The sequence below is a fragment of the Streptomyces sp. NPDC002734 genome, assembly GCF_040295685.1.
Taxonomy (GTDB): Bacteria; Actinomycetota; Actinomycetes; order Streptomycetales; family Streptomycetaceae; genus Streptomyces.
On the sequence record NZ_JBEOVU010000011.1, the window covers coordinates 51,239 to 77,103 of the forward strand.

The following is a 25,865-nucleotide window of genomic DNA, read 5'->3' on the forward strand; positions in this document are numbered from 1 at the left end:
TGGCGCGGGAGGGCTTCCGGCGACCACGCGCTGCGTCCCGTGCCGTCCGGTCCCGTCCGTCACGTCCCACCCCGTTGCGGGCGGAGCACCCGAGGCCCCACACTCGCCCTCCGGCCGTACCCGGCGGCCGGCCACCCGACCCCGGAGGTGCCGCGGTTGTACGAGCACGAACGCATCCTCAACGAGCTGGCCCAGGGCCTGCGGCCGTTCCCCGACGGCCTCGCCTGGTTCGAGGCACTGGACGAGGAGAAGCAGTCCGTCGTGCTGCGCCACCTCGGCCACTTCTGCTACCAGTCCCATCCCACCCGTGAGGAGGCCGTCGAGGCGGTCCGCCTCTCAGGGCTCCGGCCCACCCACACACCCTGCGTCCTGATCCTCCGGGGCCGGGCCGACGAGCAGGCGGGGCGCGTCGCCACCCTGCGGCCGCGACACGAGCGGATCAAGGCCTTCCGGCTCCTGGTGCGTCTCCTCGCCGTCGCCGACGCGCGCCGTCGGCGGTTCTGCGGCGGCAGGTGCTCCCATGCCTGGCACCGCCTCCCGGACCCGACCGGTGAGGCGGAGCCGACCGGTGAGGCGGCGGCGTCCCGTTCCCCCGGCGACGGGGCGTGAGCCGGTTCGCACGGTCGTGCCCCTGCCTGTCCGCCTGTCGGTGGGGCCGCCCCGCCGCGTAGGGTGCAGCGACGCCGCACCGCATGCCGAGAGGGAGGTCAGGGCGGGTGAACACGACCCGGTACCGGATCGAGGACCTGGACACGCTGCCGCCGGCGTTCGCCACGGCCATGGGCATCGTCCTGCTGGGCATCCTCGTCCTGGTGGCGTGGGGCCTGTGGAAGATCCCCGACCACACCAAGCTCAGGAGCCCCGCCGCGCGGGAGCGGGCCGAGCGCCGCAAGGAGAGCCAGAAGCGGCAGAAGGCGCTGCGCTCTCGCCGCGAGGCCCTGCAACGCAAGGCGGGGCGGCGCCGCGACGGGGCCGCCTGACCGCCCCTCCGCGCACACCGCCCCACCCGGGCCCAACCCGCCGGCCTCGGACCCACCCCCCGTGGGCTCAGGCCTCGGCCCCCCCCAGCCCCGACCCTCGGCCTACGGCGCCTCGACGACGTTGCCGTCCTTGTCGAGCATGTGGGTGCGCCAGTACGTGTCCCACTTGTCGTCAACCTTCTTCGGCTCCTTGCCCTCGGGGTACCGCGCCATCCCCTTCGGCGGCTCCTCGCCGTTCGTGACGCACGCGCTGCCCGTGTCGCCCACGGCCAGCACCGGGTACTCGCCGTCGCCGCAGATGTTCTCCTCGTACCCGAGGCCGGAGCACCCGGTCAGGGCCACCGCCGCCGCCACGCCCACGAGGACGGCCACCACTCGTCCGCGGCGTCCCCCGCCGGCCGAGCCGCTCCCCGCGCCGCCGTCACCCTTGCCACCCTTGAGGCCCCTGCGCATGACTCCCCCTGCTTCCGGTCTTCGGTCGTTCGCTGTGCCTCAACTGTCGCCGCGGAGGGCCCGCGCCTCCTGAGTACCGCTACTCATCACCGGGCGCGCGGTTACTCAACTCGCCCTGTGTGTGCGGTCCTCAGTCGAACAGGGCGACCAGGCCGTTCACCCAGATCGCGAGGAACGCGAGGACCGCCACCAGGCACCCGATGCCGGCCAGGGCGCCTCCGACGCCACCGCGCCCGCTCTCCGCTTCCGTCTCGTCCGCGGACGGCAGCGCGTCCCAGTCGACCGGACGCCCCAACTCGTCGGAGCACCGCTTGCGGAGGGCGGCCAGTTGCTCGCGGGCGAAGGCCGTCGCGGCCCGGGACTCCGGCCCCCGCCAGGCCAGGGCCCGCATCCGCCGCAGAGCGGTGCGGTGCCTCGCCTCGAACGCCGCGACCTCCGCGGCGTCCCGGTCCTGCTCGAGGTACATCCACCGGCCTGCCTCGGCGGGCTCCCCGTACAGCCGGTACACCTCCGCCAGACGGCGACGGAGGGCCAGGTCGTCCGGGTAGGAGGACACCAGCCCGCGCAGTCGTTGGCGCGCGACGGGGATCCGGCCGGCGGCCAGGTCCGCGTCGATCCGGGCGAGGGAGTCGTTCAGGGGCATGTGCGCATGGTGGAGCACCACGACCGGCCCCGTCGATCGATTTCCGACCACCCCGGATTCCCGGCCACCTCGGATTCCGACCACCCCGGATTGGCCACCTCGGACCGGCCGGCCCCGCCGTAACGGTCAGGCGTGGGCCGGCCGCCCCGCCGCCTCGTCGCTCCGCCGCACCCGGTCCGCCACCCAGCCGATCAGGGCGGCCTGCACCAGCGCGGACACCACGAGGGTGACGTCGGAGGCGGCCATCGCGGTCGTCCCCGTCATGTCGGCGGTCACCAGGTACTCCACCGGATCCAGCACCAGCCGCACCGGGGACGTCAGGGCGGTGAGCCACATGTCGAGCGCCGCGGCGAACCGGTCCGAGACCTCGCTGACCACCTTCAACGTCACCAGCCCGCCCAGGTAGACCCGCGAGGCGGTGCTCCCGAAGGTCAGCCCCAGAACTCTGCGCGACAGTGCCTTGGTCCGCATGGTTTCCCCTGGTCCCGTTCGCCGTAGGGCCGACGTGCGTACCGGCCCGTTTCGGTCACTCTCCCGTTCCCGTCGCGCCGGCTCGTGAGCACCGCTACTCAACCGCGTCGGTTCTCGTACACAGACCACAGGGCACCGTGCCCACCACCCGTCCTCCGGCGATCGCCGGCGATCCGCCCGTGGCCTCGTACGCGGTCGGGGCGTTGTACCGGTGGGCTGTCCGCGGCCACGCCCGGGCCATAGCCTTCCGAGTGGCCGACCTCCGAGGCGAAGGGTTGCCGTGAGATGACGGATCTGGCGGACGCGACCGAATCGATGGACCAACTCCGCGCCGCGTGGCGGACCATGGTGCTTGACCGCACCCCCGACGCGGACGTGCGTGACCTCCCCGGGATCGCCATCCGGTGGGCCGACTGCCGATTCCCGTTCTGGAACGCCGTCACCCTCACCGAGGTCGGCGTGGACGCGGCGCTCCTCGACGAGCGCCTGCGGCAGGCCGCGGAGGTGATGCGGGCCAAGGAACAGCCCGGGTTCCTCTGGCTCTTCGAGGACCTGCTCGACGACGGCGCCTTGGCCGAGCTCCCCTCGGCGGCGGAACGGGCGGGCCTGACGTACGCGTTCCCCGGCACCGGCATGGCCGGAGACCTGCTGCCCCTCCCCGAACCGAAGCACCCCGACCTCACGTTCCTCCGCGTCACCACCGACGACCAGTTGACGGCCTACGCGGACCTCAACTCCCGTGCGTACGGCTTCGATCCGACCGCCGGCCGGGACGGCATCGCGGGCTCCGCGCTGTGGAAGACGGAGGTCTTCGCCTACCTCGGTCTGCGCGACGGCGTGCCCGTGACCTGCGCGGCGACCGTCGAGGCGGACGGTCGCCTCTTCGTCGCCCTGGTGGCCACAGCGCCCGAGTACCAGCGCCGCGGTTACGGCGAGGCCGTCACCCGCATGGCCCTCCACGAGGGCGCCCGCGCCACCGGCCTCACCCGCGCCACCCTGCACGCGACCGAGGCCGGCGCGCCGGTCTACCCGCGGATCGGCTTCCGGCCGAACTCCCCGATCCGGTTCTACGCCCTGCGGCCGTGACCCGGCCGGGTCCGCCCGGTACCCCTCAGGCGGAGTGACCGCCGTCCTCCTCCCTCAGGAAGACGGAAACGGTGTGCGGACGCGGTACGCCCTGTACGCGTACCCGCGTCCTCCACCGTCCCGCACGGGGAAGCCGGACCGTCTCGCTGTCCGGGTCCACCGGGTCGGCGACGGACACGATCCCGGAGACGAACTCCATCTCCGCGTCGAGGACTTCTCGACCGTGCCCGGGCTCGGGGTCCCCCAGCCACAGCTCGACCCGGACGTCCCCGTCGGTGTCGGAGCGCGTGGCCACATACGTCTTCCCGGGGGAGGAGATCACCTCCTCCTCCCCCGTCGCGGCCACCGGATTGTCCGTGGTCCCGAAGTCCCGGATCGAGATGAGCCCGTACTGAGCGCTGAAGTGGTCGGCCCACAGAAGTCGTCGCATGGTGACAGCCTGCGCCGTCCCGGTCAGCAAGGGCGACCCACAGCGAGGAGCATCGCGGCGGCAGGGCCGGCCATGCGCTCACGAAGAGCTGGTCGCCCCGGTCCGCGTCCTTGTCCGGGTCTCCGTCCGGGTCCCCGTCCGCGTCCGCGTTCCCGTCTGCGTTCCCGTCTGGGCGAGGACGATCGCGGCCAGGACCAGGACGATTCCCAGGGACTGGGTCCCGTCAAGGCGGTCGTGCCCCCACAGCACCGCGAGCAGCGTGGCGGTGAGGGGCTCGAGCAGGACGGCGGCGACCCCGGCGGCGGTGCCGGCCCGGTGCAGGCCGGCGAAGTAGCTGGTGTAGGCGACGGCTGTGGGCACCAGCCCGAGGAAGAGCACGGTTCCGACCGTGTCGACCTCGGGTGCCAAGGCCATCCCGGACGCCAGTCCGGCCGGCAGGAGCATGAGACCTCCCGCCAGGAAGCCCAGCCCGGTCATGGCGCCCCGGTCCGTGCCGGGCAGCGGTGACGGGCGGTCCAGCGTGAGCGCGGCGAACCCGAGCGCGGAGAGCAGGGCCAGGCCGGTGCCCAGGAGGCGATGGCCGCCGGCGCCGGCCGGGGAACCGAGCAGCAGCACCAGCCCGGTGACGGCGAGCACGATCGCCCCGACCGCCCGGGGCGAGGGCCGGCGCCGGTCGAGGACGGCGGAGCCGACGGTGACCAGGACGGGCATGGCGACCATCGTGGTCAGCGTCGCCAGACTGACCGAAGTGGCCGCCACCGCAGCGAAGTACGCGGTCTGGAACAAGGCCAGCAGGCCCCCGGTGACCGCCACCCGGGCCGCCGTCGCGCGGGTGCACCGTCCCGTCCGGAACGTGCCCACGGCGACGGCGTAGGCGGTGGTGAGGGCGCCGCCGACCAGCAGACGGTAGGCGGCGACGGCGACCGGCTGGAGGCCGGCACGAGAGGCGAGGACCGAACCGGCGAGGCCGCCGGTTCCCCACAGCACTCCGGCCAGGAACAGCAGGGCGGTGCCCGACCGCCGGGAGGGGGCAGGGGCGTACGACAAGGGTGTGGACATGGAAAAGCTCCGGCTTCGACGTGGTGAGGAAGGACGTCGTCGGAGCGGGGGCGGTCAGCGGATCATCGGCGGCTCAGGGCCACGCCGAAGCGGGGCCTCGGCCTGTACGTCGGCCGGGCCCGGGCAGCACCCCGCTCAGGAGCGAGGCGGCGGGCAGGTGATCCGGTACGGCTGCATGGCACGGAGCCTAGCCGCGGCGGGCTCGCGGGCCGTCCTGATTTTTCGCGGCCGCCGGTGCCGAGGTCCCGGCCGACACCGGAGTACGGTCCGACACCGACACCGACACCGCGGTGCGGCTGACACCGTGGTGCGCCGACGCCGCGGCGGTGCGACTGAAGCCACCGTGCGCGCTCAGCCGTGGTCGTAGACGGTGACGTCGATGTCCCGGGCGCACAGGGCGGTGACGACGAGGGGCTCGACGCGCTCCCACCGGCCGCCCGCGAGGCCGCAGCCGATGCGGGGCATGTGCACGGACGCCTGGTGGGCGAGGGCGTGCCCGGCCAGCGCGTTCAGGCAGCGCTCCAGGGCGTCGTAGCGGATGGGCGGGCCCCCGCTGCCGGTCCTGATGCCCCGCTGCCCGACCATGTTGGCGACCTGGACGTCAGGCCGGACCGGCACCAACTGCACCGCCCCGAGGGCGAAGTCGTTGCCGGCCCGCTCCCGGTGCCAGCGGCGGTAGGCCCGCTCCGGCTCCGGCCAACGGCGGGAGACCGCCAGGACGAAGCCCTTGCCCCACGCGCCCAGGTCGTTGCAGACGTGCGCGATGATCTTCGGACCCTTGGCCTGGGGGTTGGTCGCGTCGCCCGCGACGATGTTCAGCGGCTTCACCGCAGCATCCTCGCCCGGCCAGGTCACCAGGTCCAGCGCCTTGTTCCGCTCGCCACGGCCCCGGGGGATCATGAGGCATGCTCCCGGACGACTGGCACCTCACCGACGACGTCGACGACTTCCTCGCCGAGGCAGGCGGCTTCCTCCGCTCCCGGCCCGGCCGTCACGTCATGCAGCTGACCTGGGCCGAACGGATCCGTGCCCGCGGAGCCGGAGCCGGGGCCGCGGCCGGGGCGTCCGGCGCGGACGCCCCCTCCTTCGGGATCCTGGTACGGGCGGGCGAGGTGTGCGGCACCTTCTACCGCCTGGGCAGCCTCGGCCTCTCCCCCTTCACCCCCGAGCAGGCCGACTCCCTCGCCGTCCGCCTGGCCGCCCTCGGTCACGAACTTCCCCGCGTGAGCGCCGACCACGACACGGCCACCGCCTTCGCCGAGGCGTGGCAGCGGCACACCGGCGCGACGCCGAAGCTCCGCGACACCCGGCTCAACCTGTACGGCCTGCACGCCCTCACCCCGCCTCGGCCGCAGCCCGCCGGGCGGGCCCGCCTGCTGGGCGACAGCGGCGCCGACCTCGACGAAGCCGTGCGCTGGTGCGCCGAGTTCGCCGAGGCCGTCGGCGAGGACGTGACCGTCGACGCCGCCACCTGGCCGTCCACCCGTTACGCCGACAAGCGCTACACCCTCTGGGAGTCCCCCGACGGCGTCCCCGTCTCCGTCGCCGGCATGAACCCGCTGATCGGCGGCCAGATCCAGATCGACATCGTGTACACCCCCGCCCACCTGCGCGGACACGGTTACGCGGCCGCGGTGACCGCGGCGGTCACCCGCACCGCCCTGGCCGCGGGGGCGCGGGACGTCGTCCTGTTCGCGGACGCCGGCAACCCCACCAGCAACGCGCTGTACCGGCGCCTCGGGTACCGGGTGCTCACCGGGTGGTCGGTGTACGACTTCTCGTGAGGCCGGCGGCACCCGCGGGGTGACGCTCACCCGCGCCGTGCCGGGCGCCGTAGGTTGCCCGGTCCACGCACGCGCGGCTCTGGAGTGCGGAACCCACGAAGCGGTACGCCGGTGTCGCTACGCCGGCGTGACGACCCGGAACCGCAGGCACACCAGCGGGGTGTCGTCCTGCACCGGCGTGCCGATGTCCTCCCAGAAACGCTGGTGCCCGGTGCGCCATTCGTCCAGCGACCGGTCGCCCTCACCCTCTGCGGCGGCGTGCTCCCACGTGACACCGCCGAAGGGAGCCTGCTCCACACCGGTGATCTCGATCGTGGCGACGTGGTCACCGTCGTTCCCGAGGAGCGCCAGACGCTCACCCACGAACTCCAGGCCCTCCGTCTCCTCCACGTACTCGGCCAGCAGCCCGGTGGTGGCGACCTTCCTCCCGGCCAGGACGAGGGCGTTGAGCCGCTCCCTCATCTCACCGACCGTGCCGAGTTCCAACGCCCGCATGCCGTTGCTCCGTGGCCACACGCTCCCACCACTCCCTTTCCACACCCTTGTCTTCCGCCACGGCCCCTGAAGGTCCCCCACCGTGGGGCGGCGGGCGACAACTCCCCCACCGGCGCGGTAGCAGCCTACCCACCAGTACGAGACGGCCGTCCGGTCAGCCCGGGCCCACACGAGCACCAGGACGGCGGGCCGGCAGCTCGGCATCGGAATGGCCGGGGCGGGAGGCCGGAGCGGGAGGCCGGGCGCGCTGCAGGCAACCGCCCAGCGCCTCGCGGTCCCGCGCCTCCGGGTCCTGCGCCTTCTCGTCCTGCGCCTCCGGGTCCTGCGGCTCCCCGTCCCGCGCCCCGAGGTCCGGCCCGCTTCGCGGGCTGCCGCCTCCCCGTCACTCAGCTCCCCGGCCCCGCCGCCACGGCATAATCCGCGCATGGTCCTCACTCCGCGGCAGCTGGCCCTGGCCACCCTGGAGCGTCAGTTCCTGCTGGAACGCCGGCGTCTCGACGTGGCGGAGGCGGTCCGCCGGGTGTGCGCGGTGCAGGCGCAGGAGCCGGCCTCCCCCTACCTGGCGCTGTGGAACCGGGTGCGGGACTTCGCGCCCGAGGACCTCGATGCGGCGTTCGCCGAGGGCCGGGTCGTGAAGGCGTCGCTCATGCGGATCACCCTGCACGCCGTCCACGCCGAGGACTACGCGCACCACCACGCCGCCATGCTGAGCACCCTGCGCGCATCGCGGCTCTACGACCGCCGCTTCGGCGCCACCGGGCTGTCCCCCGAGGAGGTGGACGCCCTGTTCCCGGAACTCGCCGCGTTCCTGGCGGAGCCCCGCACCGGCGTCGAGGTGCGGGACGAGCTGGCCGGCCGGTTCGGCGAGCACGCGGACCGGGTGTGGTGGGCGCTGCGCACGTACGGCACCGTGCACCACGCGCCGACCGGCGGCCCCTGGTCGTTCACCCGGCGCAACGCCTACCGCGCCGCCACCCCCACCGCGTCACGCTCGGGCACGGGCACGGGCACGGGCACGGGCGTGGGTCCGAGCGTGGATCCGGGCGAGGGCGTGCGACGGCTGCTGCTCTCCTACCTGGGCGCGTTCGGGCCCGCGACCGCCCAGGACTTCGCCCGGTTCACGCTGCTCACGAGTCCTGTGATCAAGCAGGCGCTCGGCGAACTCGACGCGGACGGGCGGGTGGTGCGGGTGGCCGGCCCCGGCCGCGCCCCGCTGTTCGACCTGCCGGACGCCACCGTGCCCGCCGAGGACACCCCGGCCCCGCCGCGGCTGCTGCCGATGTGGGACAGCACCCTGCTGGCCCACACCGGTCCCGGCCGGCTGATGCCCGTGGAGTACCGGCCGCTGGTCGTACGGCGCAACGGCGACGTGCTGCCCTGCCTGCTCGTCGACGGGCAGGTCGCCGGCGTGTGGCGGGCCCGCGAGGGCGCGCTGGAGCTCACGGCGTTCCGAGCGCTCGACGCGGCCGCGTGGGCCGGACTAGCCGAGGAGGGCGAGCGGCTGCTGGGCCTGCTCGCCGGCCGCGAACCGGAGGTGTACCGCCGCTACTGGCACTGGTGGGACAAGGGTCTGCCCCCCGGCGCCGAGACACGGACGGTCAACGCCTGACCTTCCGACCGCCCCGGAGCGCAGGCGCCCGCGCCTGACGCCCGCGCGAGCAGCAGCCCGACGCCCCCGATAGGGTCCGTCACCATGATCGCAACACAGCTCGCACAAAGCCGAGTTGGACTCCGCCTCACCCTCGGCCACGTTCGGCGAGGCAGCTGCCGATGAGCACCTCCCGGCGGATCACGCCCCGCCGCCTCGGAGTCGCCGCCGCCGTGTACGGGGTGTTCGTCGCGGGCTGGTACCTGGGGCAGCCCGTCTCCCCCGAGTGCCAGGTCGACGAGGCCGCCCGCGACCGGCTCGCCGAGGAGTACGGGCAGCCCGAGCCGTCCCCCACCCTCACTCCGACGGAGATGGCTCCCCCTTCGGCGCACGACCCGTCCTCGACCACCGACTCGTCGCTGGTGGCGATCACCATCGCTACCTACGTCCTCCCTTGCACCAATGACATGACCAAACTCCCCCGCCTCGAGAAGTGGTTGACAGGGGGCACGGGGTGAAGGGAGATCGACCCGCGTCGTGGGACACGCCGCTGCCGCCCGCCTGGATCACCGCGCGGGGCCTGCGTGCCGCCACCGCGCTGTACGCCGTGTTCCTGGCCGGGTGGTGGCTGGGCAAGCCGGTGCTGTCCGACGCCTGCTTCGAGGACCTGCCCGCAGCCGGGGCCGGCAACCGTCCCGCGTCGATGGAACCGGCCGCGCCCGGACGGTACTTCGGGAACGTCGACCTGGATATCGGGTTCCTCGACCTGCTCGACGGTCTGGACGGTTCCGTCGACGGCGAGTACGGCCCCAGCGACTGGGCGTACGGACCGCGGATCGGGGAGGCCGCATCCGGTGCCGGCCACGACATCTGCCCGCACAGGAAGCGGGCCCGGCTGGTCGCGTGGGTCAACGGCGACTGGCGCTGACCTCACGAAGAGGCCCACGCGGCCAGGTCCGGGCTACGGGCGGCGGCCCAGCAGATGGACGTCGAGGTAACCGCGCTCGCCGCCCGGGTCGTTGACCAGCCGCGCCTGGTCGACCAGCCCGGCCCCGGTCAGCAGCCCGGCGAACCGGTCCACCGGCCAGCTCCACGCGGGCGCCACCTTGTGGTCGAAGCTCACCGGCTCCGCCCCGTCGCCCCCGGCCGTGAGCGGGGACCAGGACCCGGTGCCCGTCCCGGTCCCGAGTCCGAAGAAGGAGACGAGCAGCAGGCCCCCGGGCGCCAGGACCCGCACCTGTTCGGCGAGCACCGCGGGCAGTTCCTCGGGCGGCGTGTGGATCATCGAGTAGTGGGCCAGCACACCCCCGAGGGCGCCGTCCTCGACCGGCAGGGCCTCCATCCGCGCCTCCTCGAACCGCAGCTCGGGGTGCGCCCGCCGAGCGTGCGCGACCATCCCCGGGGAGAGGTCGATCCCGAAGGCGTCCAGCCCCAGCTCATGCAGCATGGCCGTCAGGTGCCCGGGGCCGCAGCCCACGTCGGCCGTGCGCAGGTTGCCGGTGCCGCGCACCAGCTCGGCGAAGGTCGCGATCATGTTCCGCGCGAACGGCTGCGTCTCCAGCCGGTCGGCGAACAGCGACGCGTACAACTCGACGACCTCGTCGTAGGCCGCCCTGGTCCTGTCCCGATGTCCCGTCACGGGCAGGCAACCTAACAGCCGCTGCGCGACCCGCACACCACGCACGCCCTTCGGGCCGGCGCCGCACAGCGCCCCGCGCGGGAGACGCATCATCCGCGTCGCGGCGGGCCCTGTCGTCCCGAGCGGCGATGAAAACCGTCAGTCCGGTCCCCCGACGGCCTCCGTCGCCGCCCGCAGCAGCGCCGCCGTCTCCTCGTCGGCCGGGAAGAACGTCTCGACGGCGATCTCGTCCAGCGTCACGTCCCGTGGTGAGCCGAAGACGGTGACCGTGTACAGCAGCGAGAGGTCACCGTGCGGGGACGACAGCCGCAGCGGCGTGACCAGGTCGCACTCCGGTCCCTGCCCCTCGCGGGCGGATCCTGCCTCGGCCCCCGCCTCGGCGGACGCGGGGTATCCCTCGAGTTCCGCGAGCAGCTCGGCCAGAGCGGGATCCGCCGTCCGCTGCAGCTGACGGCGCACCCTCCGCAGCAGGTGCCCCCGCCACTGGTCCAGGTTCCGGATCCGGCCCGCCAGGCCGTCGGGGTGCAGCGTGGCCCGCAGCACGTTGAACGGGGCGCGGGCCGGCTCCCCGGTGATGTCGCCGAGGAACGCGCGGGCCGCCGGGTTCGCGGCCAGCAGCTCCCAGCGGGCGTTGACGGCGAGGGCCGGATTCGGCGCGTGCCCGGCCAGCACCGCTTCCACGGCGGCGCGCGCGGCGCCCAGGTCGGCGAGCGGGCGCTCGGGGTGCACGGGGGCGAACCCGGCGGCCAGGTAGAACGCGTTGCGCTCCCGCAGCGGGACGTCCAGCTCATCGCACAGCCGCCGGACCATCTCCCGGCTCGGGTTCGCCCGGCCGGTCTCGAGGCAGCTGAGGTGCCGGGTGGACAGCTCGGCGGCCAGCGACACGTCCATCTGCGAACGCCGGCGACGCTCACGCCACCGTCGCAGCAGCACGCCGACCGGCTCACCGTGGATCGTCGTCGTCATGGGCCCAGCCTGCGGCGCGACAGGGGGCGTGGCAATGACCTCGCAGGTCATCGACATGCCGCGCGGCGGGTCGCAGGGTCGAAAGCAGGAACCGGGCCGACGTGAACCACTCCGGCGACGTGAACCACTCCGCCGACGTAGGACTCGGCGGAGGTGCACGACTCGGCCCACGCGACCGAACCACGCGGACGCGCCGCCCAACCGGCTCGCCCCGTCGACCGACCCACCGGAAGGAACGATCCGCCATGACCGACACGACGACCGCACAGTCCATTCCCGCCGCCTCCCCCGCACCCCGCGCCGGCGCCACCCCTGAGAGCGCCGCCCTGCTGGATCCCTACCTGCGCTTCTGGAACGCCCCCTCCCCGGACGACGCGAACCGGCTCGCGCAGCAGGTGTTCGCCCCCGGCGTCGAGTACCGCGCGCACATCGGCGTCCTCCAGGGGGCGCAGGCGCTGCTGGACTTCCGGGAGCAGTTCCTCTCCCACATGGGCGACATCGCGCTGCGGATGCGTGAGCAGCCCCAGCTCCACCACGACCGGGCCCGCCTCGAGTGGGAGCTCCTGACCGGGGACGCGGGCGACGCCGGCACGCCCTTCGCCACGGGCACGGACGTGATCGCCCTCGACGAGGACGGCCGGATCAGCTCCGTCACCGTGTTCCTCGACCGGGCCCCCGAGGGGTTCGGCACGGCGGCGCACGACTGAGCACCTCCCTCCCCTCGGCCCGCCTCGCCCTCCTCGGCCCGCCTCGGCCCGCCTCGGCGACAATGCGAGACGGGTCGTAGGAGAGGCGGACAGGCTCGATGAACAGTGATCTGCGGCGTGCGGTCGTAGTGACGCTCGGCGCACTCGGGCGGAGCGGCGACTGGCGCGACCGGGCGGACGCCGGGCACGGCCTGGCAGGGTTCGCCGAGATCCCGGAGGCCGTCGAGCCGCTGCTGGACCTGCTGCTCCACGGCGACACCTTCGCCACCCAGCACACCGCGGAGGCCCTGCTCCGGCGCATCGACAGGACCGGTCTGGCGATCGTCGCGTCCGCGATGGCGGTCGTCGACGACGACCACGTCGATCACCTCCACGCCGCTGTCTTCCACGTCTTCAGCATCTTCGAGCGGGACCTGGACGAGGCGCTCCGGATCTGCGGGGAGCTGAAGGGCGATGCCGACCCCCGCGTCGCCCGGGGAGTCCGTCTGCTGCACGCGACGCTGGCCGAGATCGACCCCGTCCTTCGCCCCGTGCCGCCGGACTCGACGCCCTCGTGAGGGCCGTCCCCCCGACGGCGGAGGCCGAGCACGACCTCGGCTCGGTCCCACGACGGGTGTCGCAGGCGTCCCTCGGTAAAGACTCGGATCCCTTCCCCCTCCCGTTGGGAAAAGACGCTGGATGACGGGGGAATCCGCCCCTAGCGTGACCCCCATGAGCGATCACCAGGACGCCCCCGTCACCCCCGTCGAAGCCTTCGAACCCCCCTACTACGTAGCCGTCTTAACCTCGGTCCGCACCGCCGACGAGGACGGGTACGGCGAGACCAGCGCACGCATGGAGGAACTGGTGAAGGAGGTCCCCGGCTTCCTCGGCATGGACCACGCGAAGACCCCCGGCGGGCTGAGCATCACCGTCGGGTACTTCCGCGACGCAGACGCCCTTACCCAGTGGCGCTCCAACGCCGAGCACCACGCGGCGCAGCAGCGCGGGCGCGCCGAGTGGTACGAGAACTACACGCTGCACGTCGCGAAGGTGGAGCGGAGCCACGCGTTCACGCGGACCGAGACCTCCCGGGCGCCGTCAGCCGGCTGAGTCCTTCCGGGTCTCGCGACGGAGGGCCCACAGCCGGTCGTCCGGCGTGGGCGTCGTCCGCCAGCGGGCCCGCAGGACGCCGTCGTCGTCGGGCATGACGGCGGTCATCAGCGGCATCCGCTCGTCGACAACGATGGACACCACCGCGGCCGCCCGCGCCCGGGACATCTCTGCGACGAGCTGCGGGAAGGACTCCTCGTCGACGAACGCGCTGTGGAGGCGACCGGCGTCGTCCTGCCAGACCCCTTCGGCGTAATCCTCGGCCGACAGCCCTTTCAGCACCGACGTGACGTGGGTCGACAGCGGCGGCCACACCTCCACGCGGGCGCGCGATGCCAGCCCGGCGCGGACCGTGGCGAGGCTGTCCGAAGTGAGCCGGTGCCATCGGGTTGCGTTGTCGACGTACGTCTCCTCCAGCACCCCGGCCTCACCGGCGCACACGGCCCGGCGCAGGCAGGACCAGAACTCGTCGTCCCCGGGCCGTTGGACGCCCTCGTCGTCGTCCTCGAACGCGTAGGGCGAGGAGTGAAGCGGCTCGGGGAAGAGGCCGAGCTCGCACGTCCGGGCCACGGCCTCCGAGCACGGCACGTTGCTGCTGACGTAGAGGTACTGGTCCCACCCCACATGCACGGCGAAGACGTCGTCGACCTCCAGCCTGCACCAGGCGCCGTTGTCCCGGAGCATGGCCCGCACCAGTTCCAGACCGGTGTCGAGCGACACCTCGACGCCGTCGTGGAAGTCCTCCAGCCCGGACGGGAAGAGTCCGTCCAGTCCGTAGCCCTCCACCACCGGTTCGAGGCCGAAGTGCACGTAGGACGCGACCTGCGGCTCGCGCACGACGAGCCGCCCGACGCCGGTGTCCTCGGCGAACGCGGCGACCGCCCGGAGGTATGCCGCCTCCACCTCGCCGTGGTCGCTGTCCGTGTCCTCCGGGCCCTCGTAGCTCCCGTGCTCGTCGCGGTCGGCGGGGTCGTACTTCGTGACGCGGTAAACGTAGCTCGGCATGCGCACATCCTTCAGTGAGCCCGCAACGGCTGCCTAGGTGAGCACCCATCGCGGCGGGTGTCCGGGGTCGGACGGGCAGGTGAAGACGTGCAGGTCACGGTCCCGGCCGAAGCGGAGCCGGGTGGGTTGGGCCACGGACTGACCGCCCCGGATAGAGGCGATGCCGTGCAGGTCCGGATCGCGATCCTCCAGCGGCACCCAACTGTGCGAGCCCGCGTCCATCTCCTCGCCCCCGGCGGTCAGCAGCAGTTCCATCGGTGCCGCGCAGGACGCGCAGTCGATGGTCATCGGGCCCGTCGACGCCCAACTGGGGTAGCCGCCGACCCGCCAACCGGGCGGGATCGACAGGTCGTCCTGGTAGCTGAGGGCCTCGGAGCCGAGTGCCTCCGCCTGGGCGTCGTCCCACGCGTCGATGCGTGCGATCAGCGGGGCGGGCAGGGTGTCGTCCTCCGCCCAGGGGTAGGTGTCCACCTCCTCGGGGTACAGGACACACGGCTCGGGAAGCTCGTCCTGCCACCGCAGCTGAGGCACCTCGGGCGGCGCGGCGAGGAAGCGCTCCGCGCTCTCGGCCTCCGCGGCCCGCCGCCACCGAAGGCGGTAGCGCCGCTCCAGGTAGGGACCGTGGGTGAACGGACACCGGAAGAGCTGCACCAGGTCGGCGCCGTCCGGCCCGGACCCCAGGCCCGGGATGTCCCGGCGGAACAACTGGGCGAGTCCCACAAAGGGCACCGGCCCGTCCGCCCCCGGCGCTCCGGCACCACGCCACGGCCGACTCTGCGGCCACGCTCCCGCGGCCCGCGCGGCACGGATCTCGTCCGGGGCGTACCCCTCGGTCTCGGGCTGGTGAGGCTCGTGGCAGACCGGCCACGGTTCGGCGTCCGGCCACAGCATCGGCCCGCCGACATGGCTGTCGCGCATGCCGGGCCGCCCCGGCCTCGGATGCAGCCGTGTCGTACGACCGCGGTAGGCGGCCAGCTCGGGGAACACGGCCTCCACGGACACAGGCCTGGTCGGCGTCGTCCTCGTCATGCGCAGACGGTACGCGGGCGTGAAAAGGCCACGCGAACGGATTGTCGCGGACCGGCCCTCAGGAAGCCAGGGACGGACGAAGGTGCTGCATCAGTTCACCGGTGCCCGCGATGATCTCGCCGTAGGTGCCGACGCACTCGGTCACCTTGAGGGACGTGGTCGAGTCGGCGGTCGTCGGGCACCGTGGCGCACATCTGGCTGAAGTACCGGTCGTAGCCCGAGGTGATCGTTTCGGCGATGCTGGCCGTCTTCCCGTAACGGGCCTTGTCGGCACGAGACTCCACGTCGTCGACCACCTGCTCGGTAACCGTGTTGAGCGCGGCCGCGTGGTGCTCGCACCCACCCCCGACGCCGGCGCGGCAGTCCTCGGGCCTGGCATCGATCGCCTCGGAGAGCATCGGGTACCACTTCTCCTCCAGCTCCAGGTCGGCGTTGCCTCCGTCGCCGCCGGAGCCCGAGCACGCGCTTCCGGTCACTGCGGTCACTGCGGTCACTGCGGTCACGCACACCAGCAGCGCGGTCAGCGCCCGTCCCGTACCGCTCCTCGCACCCACCGCACGCCACGCCCGACCGCCGTCTTCCCCGACCGGGTCGGCCGGGGCGCCGAGAGCGTAGCGCGACCCCTGCGGCAGCATGTGCAGTAGCTGGGCCGTGCCGGAGGCGGCACGCGCGTCACGCGGGCTCCAGCACCGGCCGCTCGGGCAGTCCGCCGTTCTTCTCGCACCGCAGTTCCTTCGCCATGGCCAAGGCGACGGAGTGAGTCACGGTCGCGTAGGCATCCCTCAGCGCATCGAGGTCGCCCTCGGGCTCCACCGGCATGCCCCATCGCTCCACACCGATGCCGACATGAGATGCCTTCGTCGCGTTGGGCAACCGGTCGGTGAGACATGCGAATTGGATGAACCCCGCGTCCGGCGCAGCCAGGGCCTGCTCCCCCATCGCCAGCTTGCTGAATTCCGGGTCCGGGGTTCCCTCCGGGGGACCGCCTTCGAGACCCCAGGTGATTCTGAGAGCGAAATCCGGCTCGCCGGAGGCCGTATAGACACGGCACACATCATCGCGCCCCCCTGTCGGGTACGGCCAGGTTTCGACGAGTTCTGCCGCAGCCTGCGCGACGGTGGACTTCTCCCCTGTGGTTCCGAACCGCGACGAGCCCGTGATCACTTCCAGCGCCCTGGACGCCTCGGCGGTGACGGCTTTGCCGCCGCAGAGTTCGGTCCCCTTGAGAGAATCGGCGACCGGAGTATCGGCCTCATCCTCTCCACAGCTGCCCGCCCCGACGAACAGCGAGCCGACCACCATCGTAGCGAGAAGGCCCCGACGTACCGGTCCACGACTGATCACTGTCCACATCCTCATGTCAGCCAACTCCCCCACGCGCTTCAGCCCGTCTGCGGGGCGTTGCCCTGCTGGTCCTGCCGGTCGTTGCCAACCCCGTACCCGAGCATCATCGAATCGGCCAGATCCCGCCCGAACCTGTCCTTCTCGGCCACGCCGTGCCGCAGCATGAACTCCTCCATCGGGGCCTCCGCCATCCGTTCACCGGCAGAGAAGACTGCCCGCCTCTCCTCATCCGTGAGCTCGTCCACCTTCTCCTTGTGCTCATCCACCGAATCACCGGAGATGTCGCCGATCATCTGGCCGATGACCTGCTCGACCGCGCCACTGGCGGTATCAGTCGCCAGCGGGATGAGCACCGCGGCCGTTCCCACAGCGGCGGTCGCGGGGAGGAATGCGACGCCCGCCGCGACCCCCGCCCCGGCCCCGAACGCGACCCAGCCCGCCCGCTTCTCGACCGCCTGCTTGTACTCCTCGTGTGTCTTGAGGTTCGTCGCCTCCACCTGGTCGGCGCGGGACTGGTCGAGCATGCCCTGCACCTCGGCGCCCACGAGCACGGCAGCCCTGGCGGCACCCTGGTGGATCGTGCCGTCCGAGTCCACGGTCCCTTCCAGCACGCTGCGGGTGTAGACCTGCTCCGCAACCGATACCGTCGCGTAGGCGTCCGGGTGCTGGCCCAGGGTGCTGAGGAATCCGCGGACGACGCTCCGCCCGTCGTTGTCCCCGTCCTCGGTCTGCGCGAAGTAGATGTGCCCGTCCGGGTTCTTGCCCGGCGCGAACACGCTTTGCGTGTCGTTCTTCTCCAGCGCCCAGTTGATGTCGTCGATATAGCCGGCGGCCATGACGCCCAGGCTGTCGGTCAGCGCCTCGTGATGTTCCTTGAGGAGCCCCGGGTCGTCGGCGTACTTCTCCATGACCCTCTGCATCACCGCGGCGTTGTCCGCGTCCCGCACCACACTGCCGTCGGGGTGTCCGGCCGGGTAGCCCAGGGTCGCCGCCTCCAGGGCATGGCCGAGGGCGTCGGGCATGTGGTCGGCGGACGCCTTGCGCTCCTTGTCGTCGCCGGAGTTGACGTCGGCGAAGGACTCCCACTCCTCGTCGCTGAAGAAGTCGAGGTAGTTCCGGATTGCGTCGCCGTCCTTGTTCTCACCGAGATCGACCTGCGCGTCGCGGTTGACCGTGCCGTCCTCGTTGTACGGGGTCGGGGGGTCGGTGAAGAACTTCTTCGCCGCTTCCGGGCTGTTGCCCAGCGCCTCCAGCATGGCGATGGTCGGGTCGTATCCCGCCCCGTTTACGCCGGAGGGGTTGAACGGGTTCTTGAACGGGCCGTTGTGCTGCCTGTTGGCGGCGAACAAGTCGGGGTTCTTCTGGTGCAACTGCGCGACGTGCTCAGCGATCGGGTTGAGGAACTTGGCGTCGTAGTTCCCGTACCGCATGATCCCGCCGAGCAGCTGATAGCCGAACGGCCCGCCGTAGTCGTTCTTCGTCAGCGGAACGCGCTCCGTACCGAGCTTGCGCAGTTCCGGCCCCCACTTCTCGGTGAAGTCCTTGTCGTGGGAGGCGGTGGCCAGGTTGAGGCCCAGGTTTCTCTGCAGCTCCTGGACGTCCTTGAGCCGCTGTGCGTCGAGCTTGCCGCTCGGTTCGTACGTGTCCGTGGAGAGCTGGCCGAAGAAGGCGAGCGCCTTCTCGGGGCCGAGCTTCTCGTAGAAGTCCTTGGCGAACTCTTCCGACTTGGCGTTGTCCTTCAGAAGTTCGTTGAGCGCCTGCAGTTCCGCATGGGTGAGGTCCCGGCCCTTGGCTGCCAGAGCAGCGGCGCGCGCGGCTTCCTCCTGGTCCAGCTTCGTGTACGTCGGTGCGCTGAAGTCCTTGCGGTCGGTGACGTTGGCCTGAAGGGCGTTCTTCAGGGCGAGGTCGGTGTCGTTGCAGTTGTCGACGATGAGGTCGATCCGCTTCTGCCACGACTCCAGGTTCTGCCTCTCCTCCCGCAGCAGGTCGTCGTAGTCGGCCTCGTGCCGTGCCGCATGGTCCTTGGAGATCGGCTTCAGCGCGGAGACCTTGCCGATCGCGCTCACGTGGACTCCCGCCGCGGGTGCCTCCTTGTCCCGGATGTGGATCAGATCGGCCTTGGCCTTCTTGATGGCCGCACAACCGTCCTCCAGGATCAGCTTCACCCCCTTGGCCTCGGCCGCGGCGTCCTCCAACTCCTTGGCCGTCCTGCCGATGAACGCCTTGGTGACACCCGCGTTGACGCCTTCCCAGGACGCGCTGTCCGCCTTGGCCTTCATCCCGTCAGCGGCGTCCGTGGCGAGTTCGTCCAGCTTCTTGGCCATCTCCGACCAGTCGTCGACGGCGGCCGTCAGCTTTCCCACCGGCGCGTCGACGATGTCCTCGTACTTCAGCATGGCGCACGCTCCCCCGAGCCTTACTTCATGTACTTCGTCAGCACGGACACACGCGTCAGGTCACCCTCGACCTTCGCCTCGTCCTTCGCGCTCTGTGCCTTGCTGAAATCGAGGTGGTTCGAGATCTGCGCACAGGAATCGAGCAGCGTCATCAGGTGAGAGTCCCAGAGATCCCGCACCTTCAGCAGGGCGGGCCCGCTCTCGAAGTTCCCGCTGGACAGTGCCGTCGCCGCGTCCGACGTGGAGGTGCGGGCGAGGTCGCCCACCTTCCCCAGCCGGCCCAGCAGGTCGTACGCGTCATTGCCGATGGCACCGAGATCATCCCGGTTGACGACCAGGTCGTCCCCACCGCCACCACCGCCGCCCCCACCCCCGTCAGTGGTGGCCGGAATGCTGATCAGCCGCATCCCCGCCCGCTCGGCCGCAGCCGCGCGTAATCCTGCCCATTCCTGCTCGAACGCCATGAATTCCCCCGAATTCATTCGGGCGACCGCTCCGCCGTATGCACGCGGCCACCGACCCGAGAACCCGAACACCCGTTGCGCATCATCGCCCTCACGCTGGAGCATCGACAGCGGGAATGGCCGAAGCCGTCCGAGGGCGTCCGAAAGCCAGTGGCTCGGGGTTCGCGAACCGCAGAGCATGGGAAGCGCGGTGGCCCACGTCAGGCCCTGACCGTCGACGCGGTCAGCGGTACAAGGGGCGGGACCCGCACATGGCGATGACCGGCCGACGATGGCCTGAACCAGCCGCTCTGTCTCAACTGGACAGGTCCGACGAAACCGTCCGCGGGGCTCGGCCACCTCCTCACACCCGCGCTGCCCTCACCCCTCGCCCAGCCCCTCCCCCCGCGGCTGGGCCGGCAGCCGGCCACCCCCGCTTCCGGCGCCCCCAGCACCACCGGCATCACCGGCGCCCCCAGCACCACCGGTTCCGCCGACGCCTCCCGCGCCGCCTCCGTCGCCCCGTCCGCCGTCCGGGCCGCCCGGCGTGCGCTTGCGATGGCCGGGGCCGCCGCTGAGGAGGGCCCGGACCCGGTCGGCGAACCCGGGTTCCGGGACCGGCAGGTCGAACGCGGGATACCGCGCATGCCCGGGGGCGATCGCGTCCGGGACGTACTCGAGCAGCGCCTCGATCACCTCGCCCCGGTCCCGGTCCCGCTCACCGTTCCGGGGCCTGAGCCCGGCGAGGATTTCGAGCAGTTCGGGGAAGTTGAGGTCGAAGGCGAGGCGGACGTCCCGGGGGCGGCCGCCGAGACCGTTCCACCGGTCGACCCGGCTGCGGTCGAGCCACCACTTCGCCAGATCCCCTTCCCCGTCCTTGCGGTGCTGGAGATGGAGGCAGTACGGCGACAGTTCGTCCTCGGCCCCTGCCGCGTACTGCCACCACGCGCGGGCACCGTCCTCGTCGTCGGCCAATTGCAGGATGCAGCCGACCAGCCGGGCGCCGACCGGTTCCGGGAGCCGGTCGGTGAGGAAGGAGCGGAGTTCGGTGTACGCGTAGCGGGCAAGCAACATCTCGCAGAGCGCGACGAGTTGCCCGCCGGCGCGCTGCTCGGCCGCGTCCTGCTGCGGGTCGCGCAGCGGGTCACGGACCCGGGGCACGCCCGGGCCGCCTCCCGTCGGCACGATGTCGGGCGGCATGGCGCCCCCGTCCGGTATCCACGCTCCCGCGAGCAACTGCTGGACTCGGCTCATGTCGTCATTCCTCCCGTGGGGGTCCTGAAGTGGGGGACCTGTTCCAGTTGCTGCAGGGCTTGCTGGCCCCACAGGCCGACCATGCCGAGGTCGGTACCGAGCACGGCGGACGTCTTCAGGGCGCTGCGCCGCAACACGCAGCGCAGGATCAGCACGTCGGCGTGGCGCGGGGCGAGGCCGCATATCGCGCGGAAGAGGTCCGTCTGCTCCGTCAGCCGGACGAACTCGTCCCGGACGCCGGCCGGTTCGTTCAGGCCCGGCAGGCCGGGCGGGACGTCGGCATCGCGGTGATGGCCCGCAGGGGCCGGGGTGGACCCGGCGGGCAGGCCGGGGAGCCCGGCGAGGCCCGGCACCTCGGGAAGGTCGGGGATGTCCGGCAGGCCGCCGGGCCGGCTGAGGATCCCGGGCAGCTCGGCGAGACCGGGCAGCCCCGCCACACCCGGCAGGCCCCGCCCACCCTCGGCGCCCGGAGCGTCCTCCGCGTCCATGGCGTCCATGGCGTCTGGCACGCCCAACACGCCGAACACGCCCGGCAGACCCGGCACGTCCGCCAGACCCGGCACGGGAGAGAGGTCGTCGCGCCGCCACCGCACGGACAGCGTCCGGGACGCGGCGACGCCGTGTGCCGTCGAGAGGTCGGCCCACGCCATGACCCGCTCCCTCAGCACCCCCCACACGTCGCCGACGGCGCTGGCGCCGGCGAACACCACCTGGATGCGCGCCCACACCACGGTCAGGGCCTGGTCGACGACCCGGTCGGCGACGTCCGGCTGCAGAAAGACGCGGGCGTAGGCGCGGTACGTCCCACCGTGCACATGGTGCAGTGCTTCCAGGCTCTTGGGCAGCGGTGCACGCCAGTCGCCGTTCGCACCGTCGTTGCCCCTGATCCACTTGTCCGTCTTGCGCGCCTCCCGGGCGCCGGCGTGCCACAGGCGGCACAGCGGCGCGATCGGCAGGCCCATGGCGATGGCGACGCACCGGGTGATCTCCCAGCGCGGGTACTTGCCTCGGTAGCCCGTGAGCAGCTCGGAGATCTTGCCCTGGACGAAGTTGCTCTCGTCGCCTAGCTGGCGGACGGTGCGGCCGTCCCTGTGGTAGCCGTCGCGCAGAATGGTCACCAGGAGCCGGTGAGTGCCGGTGACCCGGGCATCGATCTCACTCAGCTTGCGGCCTCGCCTGCGCGCTCGCGCGGGCTCGCCGGTCTCCGGTACGGGCAGGTTCGTCAACTGGACCGCTCCTTGTTCGGCTCGGGCTCCGCGCCCGGCTCCGGCCCCCCGGACTGTCCCGCCCCTTCCTGCATGCGCCGGGCGGAGTCACCCTGCGTGTCGCCCCGCGCGTCACCCTGCGCGTTGCGCCGCACTCCCACGAGAGCCAGGAGGGCGGGCAGCGCCGCGGGCACCACCGCGGCCGCCACGGCGTCGTGGCCCAGCAGGACCATCACCGTGCTCCACGCGATCGTCGCCACCAGCACCACGTACGGCCAGACTTGCCTTGCGGACATTCGCTCACATCCGAAATCGTGCAAACTGATGAATCCGTCCCTTGGGCCGAACGACTGATCGGCGGTGACGGATAGTCAGCATGGGACGTGAGCGGAAGATCACGCAATGTGATCATGTGGTTCGGGGAACATTGCGCCCGCGTGCGCACGGGTATGGCACCCGACACCGGGATCCACCGGGCGTACGCCTCCGGAACGACATGGTCCAGCCGCCGCGGCGGACGCGATGGAGCCGTGGGTGACCTCTCGAACCGCCCACCGGCGCTGCGACCCCCGTCCCGCCCGGCCCTCTGTCACGGACCTCCGCGTCGGCGGGGCACTGCGGAGGCGGGTTCCCCGGTCCCGCCGCGCCGGACCTGACCGGCCCGGATCTGCGCCCGCACCGGTCGGGTGACCCCTCCGGCCGCCCCGTCTCCCCTCCGGGAGAACCCTCCCGGAGGGGAGACGACGCACCACCGCTCAGCAGCGGCGCCCTGCCGTCGCGGGTGCGTCACGGGTGTGTCGCGTGCCCGGCGCCCTCGGTGGACAGCCGCGTCACAGATCCGCGTACAGGTACACCCGGTCGAACCGAAGGGCGGCCAGATCGGAACGGCGGATCAGCCAGTGGAAGAGCCCGTACTCCAGTTGCGGACAGTTCTCACCCGCGAGCCACGATGCCAGCAGCACCCACTCGTCGCCGCGCACCGGAGGTTCGGGGCATTCGCCCTGGGCCAGGTCGAACGGGTCGTCGTTGAGCATGCCGGGGTGACCGCCCAGCTGGAACTCCCACCACGCCTGGGGGCTCATGCTCGACCAGGCGGCTTCCAGTTCCGCGATGGGCAGCGACTCCCCGCCGCCCTCCTCGTCCGCGTCTCCGTCGCCGTGGGGCCAGGTCCACTCCTCGAAGCAGAGGTCCTGGCAGACGCGGCGGTTGATCTCCTCGTCGTCCGGCTCGACCGGTTCCGCGGGCCCGAACGGTGTCCCCACCGGCACGTACCGCACGGCGTCGGCGAGCAGCTCACCGTGCGGTTCGGGCGCGGCGAAGAAGAACAGGTGGCCCGCGGTGGGCAACGGCAGCTCCGTCACCCTGGGCGGCAACGCCGCGCAGTCGAGGAACGCGACAAAGCCTCACCGGACTCCAGCGTCCCCACCGGCATCGGAGGGTTCCCGCCGAGCACCGCCACCAGCGGCCCGGTGCCACCCTGCGCGAGGAAGAGAGCCGGGCGCGCGGGCCGCAGGTACGCCTCCACGGCCCCCGCCGGCACGCCGCGCGCGGCGGCCTCCGCGAGGAAGCGGTCGGTCGTCACGGCACGCGGACGGGCACGAGGCGTTGTCCACCCGTAATCACGTGAGCCGCCGGGGCCGAGGAAGCGGGGGTGCCCTCGTTGCGCGTCCTCAGACCTCGACCTCCACGCTCTCGCCCACGCGGAGCCTTCGCATCTCGGTACCGGCCCGCTCGGCCTCCATGGCCAGGACGCCGTCCAGCACCTTCAGACCCCACTCGTTGACGAGCCCGTCGTGAACGGCATAGGTCCGCCGCGGCGCCATCAGCCGCAGGTAGCCGATCATGGCGGGCGTCGTCAGCCACGGCGCCTGCCCCGGCAGCAGCAGCGTCGGTGCCTCGGCCTCCGTCAACGCGTCGCCCGGGTGGAAGACCTCTCCGTCGACCAGGAAGCCCACGTTGTCGACCGGCGGCACATCCGGATGGCTGAGGTGGTGCTTCTCCCCTCGCACCGACACGTCGAAGCCCGCGACGGAGAACTCGTCGCCGTCCCCCACGACGTGCACCCGCTCACCGAGGGCGCCCAGATGCCGGGCCACCCCTACGCAGGTGTAGACGTCCACGCCCTCCCCGAGCTCTCGCAGGCGGTCCGGATCGAAGTGGTCGAAGTGCTCGTGCGTGACGAGGACGGCAGCCACCCCCTCCACCGCGCCCGGCTCCGGTGTCATCACGCCCGGGTCGATGACGATCGCCTGGCCGGCCTTCTCCAGTCGCACGCACGCGTGCCCGAACTTGGTGATCCTCATGGCTCCCACCCTGCCACCGTGCCGGTCCGCCCCACCCTGCGTTCGCCCACCTCGTTCACATCACGGCGTCGATGAACGCACGGCTCGGCTTCGGCCCCGCCCGCTGGGCGCCCACCTCAGCCGCGTCCACCCGGCGGACGCGTCCCACGCGGCTGCCCCATCGGTATGGAACGCACCGAGGGCACCGTTGAGCAGCCTCGTGTGCTACGTCCGGTGGTCCGTGCGCCGGACGGGCGGCTGCCAGTCACCCCAGTTCGTCTCGTGGCCAGGCCAAGGGAAGTACACCGAGCCCTCCCAGGATCGCCACTGGCGGCCCACCCACTCGCACTCCGGTATCGCGCCTTCGTAATCATCGGTGCACCGGTCGGCCCACCCCGACCCCACCACGACGGGACGGGTCACCGCCCTCCCGGCGATCTCCTGCAAGCGCAGCACCAGGCCGACGTCGTTGGATCCGGGATTTCCGCGCGGGCCGTAGGACAGACCGAGCGCTCCACACCCCTGCGCGTGCGCCAGGAAGCGCTCCACGTCGTCCGGCACGCAGGCGGTCAACCGTCGCCCCCACAGTGTGACCTGGGGACCGCTTGCCGCATCGACCGCGGCACAGTACATCCGCTCGTCGATGAAGTAGGCGTACACCGCCGGCCGCCCACGATCCGCACCGAACTCCACGCCGAGGACCCCTGGCGACCAGGGATCGGCCTGGAACCGGCGCAGCTCCGTCATGTCCGTCAGAGCCGCACCGACCTCGGTGACCCTCATGCCGAACCGCAGAGGCCCGACCCCCTCCAGAGGCACCAGCTCCCACTCGGACCGCGCCCTTCCCGTCACCGGAGCAGCCCACATCTCCGTCCTGCCATCAGGGCTCACCTCCCCCGCTCCCGGCCTTGCGCCGCGTGCATCACCCGTACCGCAGCATCGCTCCGACTTCCCTACCGGTTCAAGATCGCCCGGGGACCACGCCCCTGGTGCAGCTCTGCGCCGGCAGAATGAAGGTGTGAGTATCGCCGTCCCTTCCTCCCCTGCCGTCTCGGCCCGGATGAGCCGCCAGGGGCGCCGGGACACGGCGCCCGAGGTCGCGGTCAGACGGCTGCTGCACGCTGCCGGGCTGCGCTACCGCGTCAACGTGCCGGTCCCGGGAATGCCGCGCAGGACGATCGACATAGTCTTCTCCCGCCTCAAGATCGCCATTTTCCTCGACGGCTGCTTCTGGCACGGCTGCCCTCAGCACGCGACGCAGCCGAAGTCGAACGCCGAGTGGTGGCGCGCGAAGTTGGACAAGAACATGGCGCGCGACCTGGAGACCACCAAACACCTGGAGGCGGAGGGATGGACGGTCCTCCGCTACTGGGAACACGAGTCCCCCGGCAAGGTCGCAGACGCAGTGACGATGCAGGTACTGCACAGCCGGTCGATGCACTAACCACGCACCTGTCGCCAACCTCTGCCGCTTCGGAGCCCCCGGTGCCATGATTGCAAGATCCACTATTGGG

Annotated in this window: 31 protein-coding genes and 1 pseudogene; 11 read left to right on the plus strand and 21 right to left on the minus strand. The window is 72.1% G+C overall.

What is annotated here, in order from left to right; translation table 11 throughout:
- Positions 1-156 precede the first annotated feature (156 nt).
- Both ABT026_RS12270 and ABT026_RS12275 read left to right on the plus strand, forming a co-directional pair.
- Positions 157-609, plus strand: a complete 453-nt coding sequence (locus ABT026_RS12270; RefSeq protein ID WP_351114132.1) for a DUF5958 family protein — start codon at positions 157-159, stop codon at positions 607-609.
- Positions 610-716: 107 nt separating this feature from the next.
- A complete protein-coding gene (locus ABT026_RS12275; protein WP_351114133.1) occupies positions 717-980 on the plus strand; it encodes a hypothetical protein in 264 nt (87 codons plus the stop codon).
- A gap of 102 nt (positions 981-1,082) precedes the next feature.
- Here the strand turns inward: ABT026_RS12275 and ABT026_RS12280 are convergent, their stop codons facing one another.
- The 3 genes from ABT026_RS12280 to ABT026_RS12290 all read right to left on the minus strand — a co-directional run bounded on the left by ABT026_RS12280 (position 1,083) and on the right by ABT026_RS12290 (position 2,547).
- Complete coding sequence (locus ABT026_RS12280) at positions 1,083-1,433, minus strand: SCO0607 family lipoprotein (RefSeq protein ID WP_351114135.1); 351 nt, start codon at positions 1,431-1,433, stop codon at positions 1,083-1,085.
- Positions 1,434-1,563: 130 nt separating this feature from the next.
- On the minus strand, positions 1,564-2,076 hold the full coding sequence (locus ABT026_RS12285; RefSeq protein WP_351114136.1) for a DUF6584 family protein: 513 nt from the start codon (positions 2,074-2,076) through the stop codon (positions 1,564-1,566).
- A 126-nt stretch (positions 2,077-2,202) separates the two neighbouring features.
- The gene (locus tag ABT026_RS12290; RefSeq protein WP_351114137.1) at positions 2,203-2,547 is read right to left on the minus strand and encodes an SCO4225 family membrane protein; all 345 of its coding nucleotides are present in this window, start codon (positions 2,545-2,547) and stop codon (positions 2,203-2,205) included.
- A 285-nt stretch (positions 2,548-2,832) separates the two neighbouring features.
- Here ABT026_RS12290 and ABT026_RS12295 point away from each other — a divergent pair, with 285 nt between their 5' ends.
- The gene (locus tag ABT026_RS12295; protein WP_351114138.1) at positions 2,833-3,633 is read left to right on the plus strand and encodes a GNAT family N-acetyltransferase; all 801 of its coding nucleotides are present in this window, start codon (positions 2,833-2,835) and stop codon (positions 3,631-3,633) included.
- A gap of 25 nt (positions 3,634-3,658) precedes the next feature.
- On the opposite strand, the gene ABT026_RS12300 is transcribed toward ABT026_RS12295, so the two are convergent.
- The 3 genes from ABT026_RS12300 to ABT026_RS12310 form a co-directional block, all read right to left on the minus strand.
- Entirely contained in the window at positions 3,659-4,063 is a 405-nt protein-coding gene (locus ABT026_RS12300) for a hypothetical protein (RefSeq protein WP_351114139.1), read from the minus strand.
- Between the two features lie 78 nt (positions 4,064-4,141).
- On the minus strand, positions 4,142-5,122 hold the full coding sequence (locus ABT026_RS12305) for a DMT family transporter (protein WP_351114140.1): 981 nt from the start codon (positions 5,120-5,122) through the stop codon (positions 4,142-4,144).
- 351 nt (positions 5,123-5,473) lie between these two features.
- Positions 5,474-5,950 (minus strand): macro domain-containing protein, encoded by a 477-nt coding sequence (locus ABT026_RS12310; protein ID WP_351114275.1) that lies wholly within the window; start codon positions 5,948-5,950, stop codon positions 5,474-5,476.
- A gap of 77 nt (positions 5,951-6,027) precedes the next feature.
- Here ABT026_RS12310 and ABT026_RS12315 point away from each other — a divergent pair, with 77 nt between their 5' ends.
- Positions 6,028-6,906: a GNAT family N-acetyltransferase gene (locus tag ABT026_RS12315; protein ID WP_351114141.1), complete on the plus strand. Its 879-nt coding sequence runs from the start codon at positions 6,028-6,030 to the stop codon at positions 6,904-6,906.
- Between the two features lie 117 nt (positions 6,907-7,023).
- On the opposite strand, the gene ABT026_RS12320 is transcribed toward ABT026_RS12315, so the two are convergent.
- Positions 7,024-7,401 (minus strand): ASCH domain-containing protein, encoded by a 378-nt coding sequence (locus tag ABT026_RS12320; protein WP_351114142.1) that lies wholly within the window; start codon positions 7,399-7,401, stop codon positions 7,024-7,026.
- A gap of 424 nt (positions 7,402-7,825) precedes the next feature.
- On the opposite strand from ABT026_RS12320, the gene ABT026_RS12325 reads away from it, so the two are divergent.
- From ABT026_RS12325 to ABT026_RS12335, 3 genes are all read left to right on the plus strand, one after another.
- Positions 7,826-9,010, plus strand: a complete 1,185-nt coding sequence (locus ABT026_RS12325; protein ID WP_351114144.1) for a winged helix DNA-binding domain-containing protein — start codon at positions 7,826-7,828, stop codon at positions 9,008-9,010.
- A gap of 161 nt (positions 9,011-9,171) precedes the next feature.
- A complete protein-coding gene (locus tag ABT026_RS12330; RefSeq protein ID WP_351114145.1) occupies positions 9,172-9,507 on the plus strand; it encodes a hypothetical protein in 336 nt (111 codons plus the stop codon).
- Complete coding sequence (locus ABT026_RS12335; RefSeq protein ID WP_351114146.1) at positions 9,504-9,917, plus strand: hypothetical protein; 414 nt, start codon at positions 9,504-9,506, stop codon at positions 9,915-9,917. The genes ABT026_RS12330 and ABT026_RS12335 overlap by 4 nt, the downstream gene beginning before the upstream one ends.
- Positions 9,918-9,950: 33 nt before the next feature.
- On the opposite strand, the gene ABT026_RS12340 is transcribed toward ABT026_RS12335, so the two are convergent.
- Complete coding sequence (locus ABT026_RS12340; RefSeq protein WP_351114147.1) at positions 9,951-10,628, minus strand: class I SAM-dependent methyltransferase; 678 nt, start codon at positions 10,626-10,628, stop codon at positions 9,951-9,953.
- A gap of 138 nt (positions 10,629-10,766) precedes the next feature.
- Positions 10,767-11,594: a helix-turn-helix domain-containing protein gene (locus ABT026_RS12345; protein WP_351114148.1), complete on the minus strand. Its 828-nt coding sequence runs from the start codon at positions 11,592-11,594 to the stop codon at positions 10,767-10,769.
- 245 nt (positions 11,595-11,839) lie between these two features.
- Here ABT026_RS12345 and ABT026_RS12350 point away from each other — a divergent pair, with 245 nt between their 5' ends.
- The 3 genes from ABT026_RS12350 (at position 11,840) to ABT026_RS12360 (ending at position 13,393) form a co-directional block, all read left to right on the plus strand.
- Positions 11,840-12,301, plus strand: coding sequence for a nuclear transport factor 2 family protein (locus ABT026_RS12350; protein WP_351114149.1), 462 nt, complete (start codon positions 11,840-11,842; stop codon positions 12,299-12,301).
- A gap of 98 nt (positions 12,302-12,399) precedes the next feature.
- Positions 12,400-12,858: a hypothetical protein gene (locus ABT026_RS12355; RefSeq protein WP_351114150.1), complete on the plus strand. Its 459-nt coding sequence runs from the start codon at positions 12,400-12,402 to the stop codon at positions 12,856-12,858.
- Positions 12,859-13,012: 154 nt separating this feature from the next.
- On the plus strand, positions 13,013-13,393 hold the full coding sequence (locus ABT026_RS12360; protein WP_351114151.1) for an antibiotic biosynthesis monooxygenase family protein: 381 nt from the start codon (positions 13,013-13,015) through the stop codon (positions 13,391-13,393).
- Here ABT026_RS12360 and ABT026_RS12365 read toward each other — a convergent pair.
- The 12 genes and pseudogenes from ABT026_RS12365 to ABT026_RS12420 all read right to left on the minus strand — a co-directional run bounded on the left by ABT026_RS12365 (position 13,382) and on the right by ABT026_RS12420 (position 25,134).
- Positions 13,382-14,398, minus strand: coding sequence for an RNA-binding protein (locus ABT026_RS12365; RefSeq protein WP_351114152.1), 1,017 nt, complete (start codon positions 14,396-14,398; stop codon positions 13,382-13,384). The two genes, ABT026_RS12360 and ABT026_RS12365, sit on opposite strands and share 12 nt — an antisense overlap.
- 33 nt (positions 14,399-14,431) lie before the next feature.
- The gene (locus tag ABT026_RS12370; protein ID WP_351114154.1) at positions 14,432-15,427 is read right to left on the minus strand and encodes a hypothetical protein; all 996 of its coding nucleotides are present in this window, start codon (positions 15,425-15,427) and stop codon (positions 14,432-14,434) included.
- Positions 15,428-15,522: 95 nt separating this feature from the next.
- A complete protein-coding gene (locus ABT026_RS12375; RefSeq protein ID WP_351114155.1) occupies positions 15,523-15,903 on the minus strand; it encodes a hypothetical protein in 381 nt (126 codons plus the stop codon).
- Between the two features lie 196 nt (positions 15,904-16,099).
- Positions 16,100-16,729: a hypothetical protein gene (locus ABT026_RS12380; protein ID WP_351114156.1), complete on the minus strand. Its 630-nt coding sequence runs from the start codon at positions 16,727-16,729 to the stop codon at positions 16,100-16,102.
- An 80-nt stretch (positions 16,730-16,809) separates the two neighbouring features.
- The gene (locus ABT026_RS12385) at positions 16,810-19,167 is read right to left on the minus strand and encodes a hypothetical protein (RefSeq protein ID WP_351114157.1); all 2,358 of its coding nucleotides are present in this window, start codon (positions 19,165-19,167) and stop codon (positions 16,810-16,812) included.
- A 20-nt stretch (positions 19,168-19,187) separates the two neighbouring features.
- Complete coding sequence (locus ABT026_RS12390) at positions 19,188-19,631, minus strand: hypothetical protein (protein WP_351114158.1); 444 nt, start codon at positions 19,629-19,631, stop codon at positions 19,188-19,190.
- 360 nt (positions 19,632-19,991) lie between these two features.
- Positions 19,992-20,864, minus strand: coding sequence for a hypothetical protein (locus ABT026_RS12395; RefSeq protein ID WP_351114159.1), 873 nt, complete (start codon positions 20,862-20,864; stop codon positions 19,992-19,994).
- Positions 20,861-22,090: a hypothetical protein gene (locus ABT026_RS12400; protein ID WP_351114160.1), complete on the minus strand. Its 1,230-nt coding sequence runs from the start codon at positions 22,088-22,090 to the stop codon at positions 20,861-20,863. Before ABT026_RS12400 ends, ABT026_RS12395 begins: the two co-directional genes overlap by 4 nt.
- Positions 22,087-22,365, minus strand: coding sequence for a hypothetical protein (locus ABT026_RS12405; protein ID WP_351114161.1), 279 nt, complete (start codon positions 22,363-22,365; stop codon positions 22,087-22,089). The genes ABT026_RS12400 and ABT026_RS12405 overlap by 4 nt, the downstream gene beginning before the upstream one ends.
- Before the next feature lie 534 nt (positions 22,366-22,899).
- Positions 22,900-23,457: pseudogene (locus tag ABT026_RS12410) on the minus strand (DUF1963 domain-containing protein); the annotation flags it as partial.
- 282 nt (positions 23,458-23,739) lie between these two features.
- On the minus strand, positions 23,740-24,372 hold the full coding sequence (locus ABT026_RS12415; protein ID WP_351114162.1) for an MBL fold metallo-hydrolase: 633 nt from the start codon (positions 24,370-24,372) through the stop codon (positions 23,740-23,742).
- A 204-nt stretch (positions 24,373-24,576) separates the two neighbouring features.
- Positions 24,577-25,134, minus strand: a complete 558-nt coding sequence (locus ABT026_RS12420) for a hypothetical protein (protein WP_351114163.1) — start codon at positions 25,132-25,134, stop codon at positions 24,577-24,579.
- 277 nt (positions 25,135-25,411) lie between these two features.
- Here ABT026_RS12420 and ABT026_RS12425 point away from each other — a divergent pair, with 277 nt between their 5' ends.
- Positions 25,412-25,795, plus strand: coding sequence for a very short patch repair endonuclease (locus tag ABT026_RS12425; RefSeq protein WP_351114276.1), 384 nt, complete (start codon positions 25,412-25,414; stop codon positions 25,793-25,795).
- Positions 25,796-25,865 lie beyond the last annotated feature (70 nt).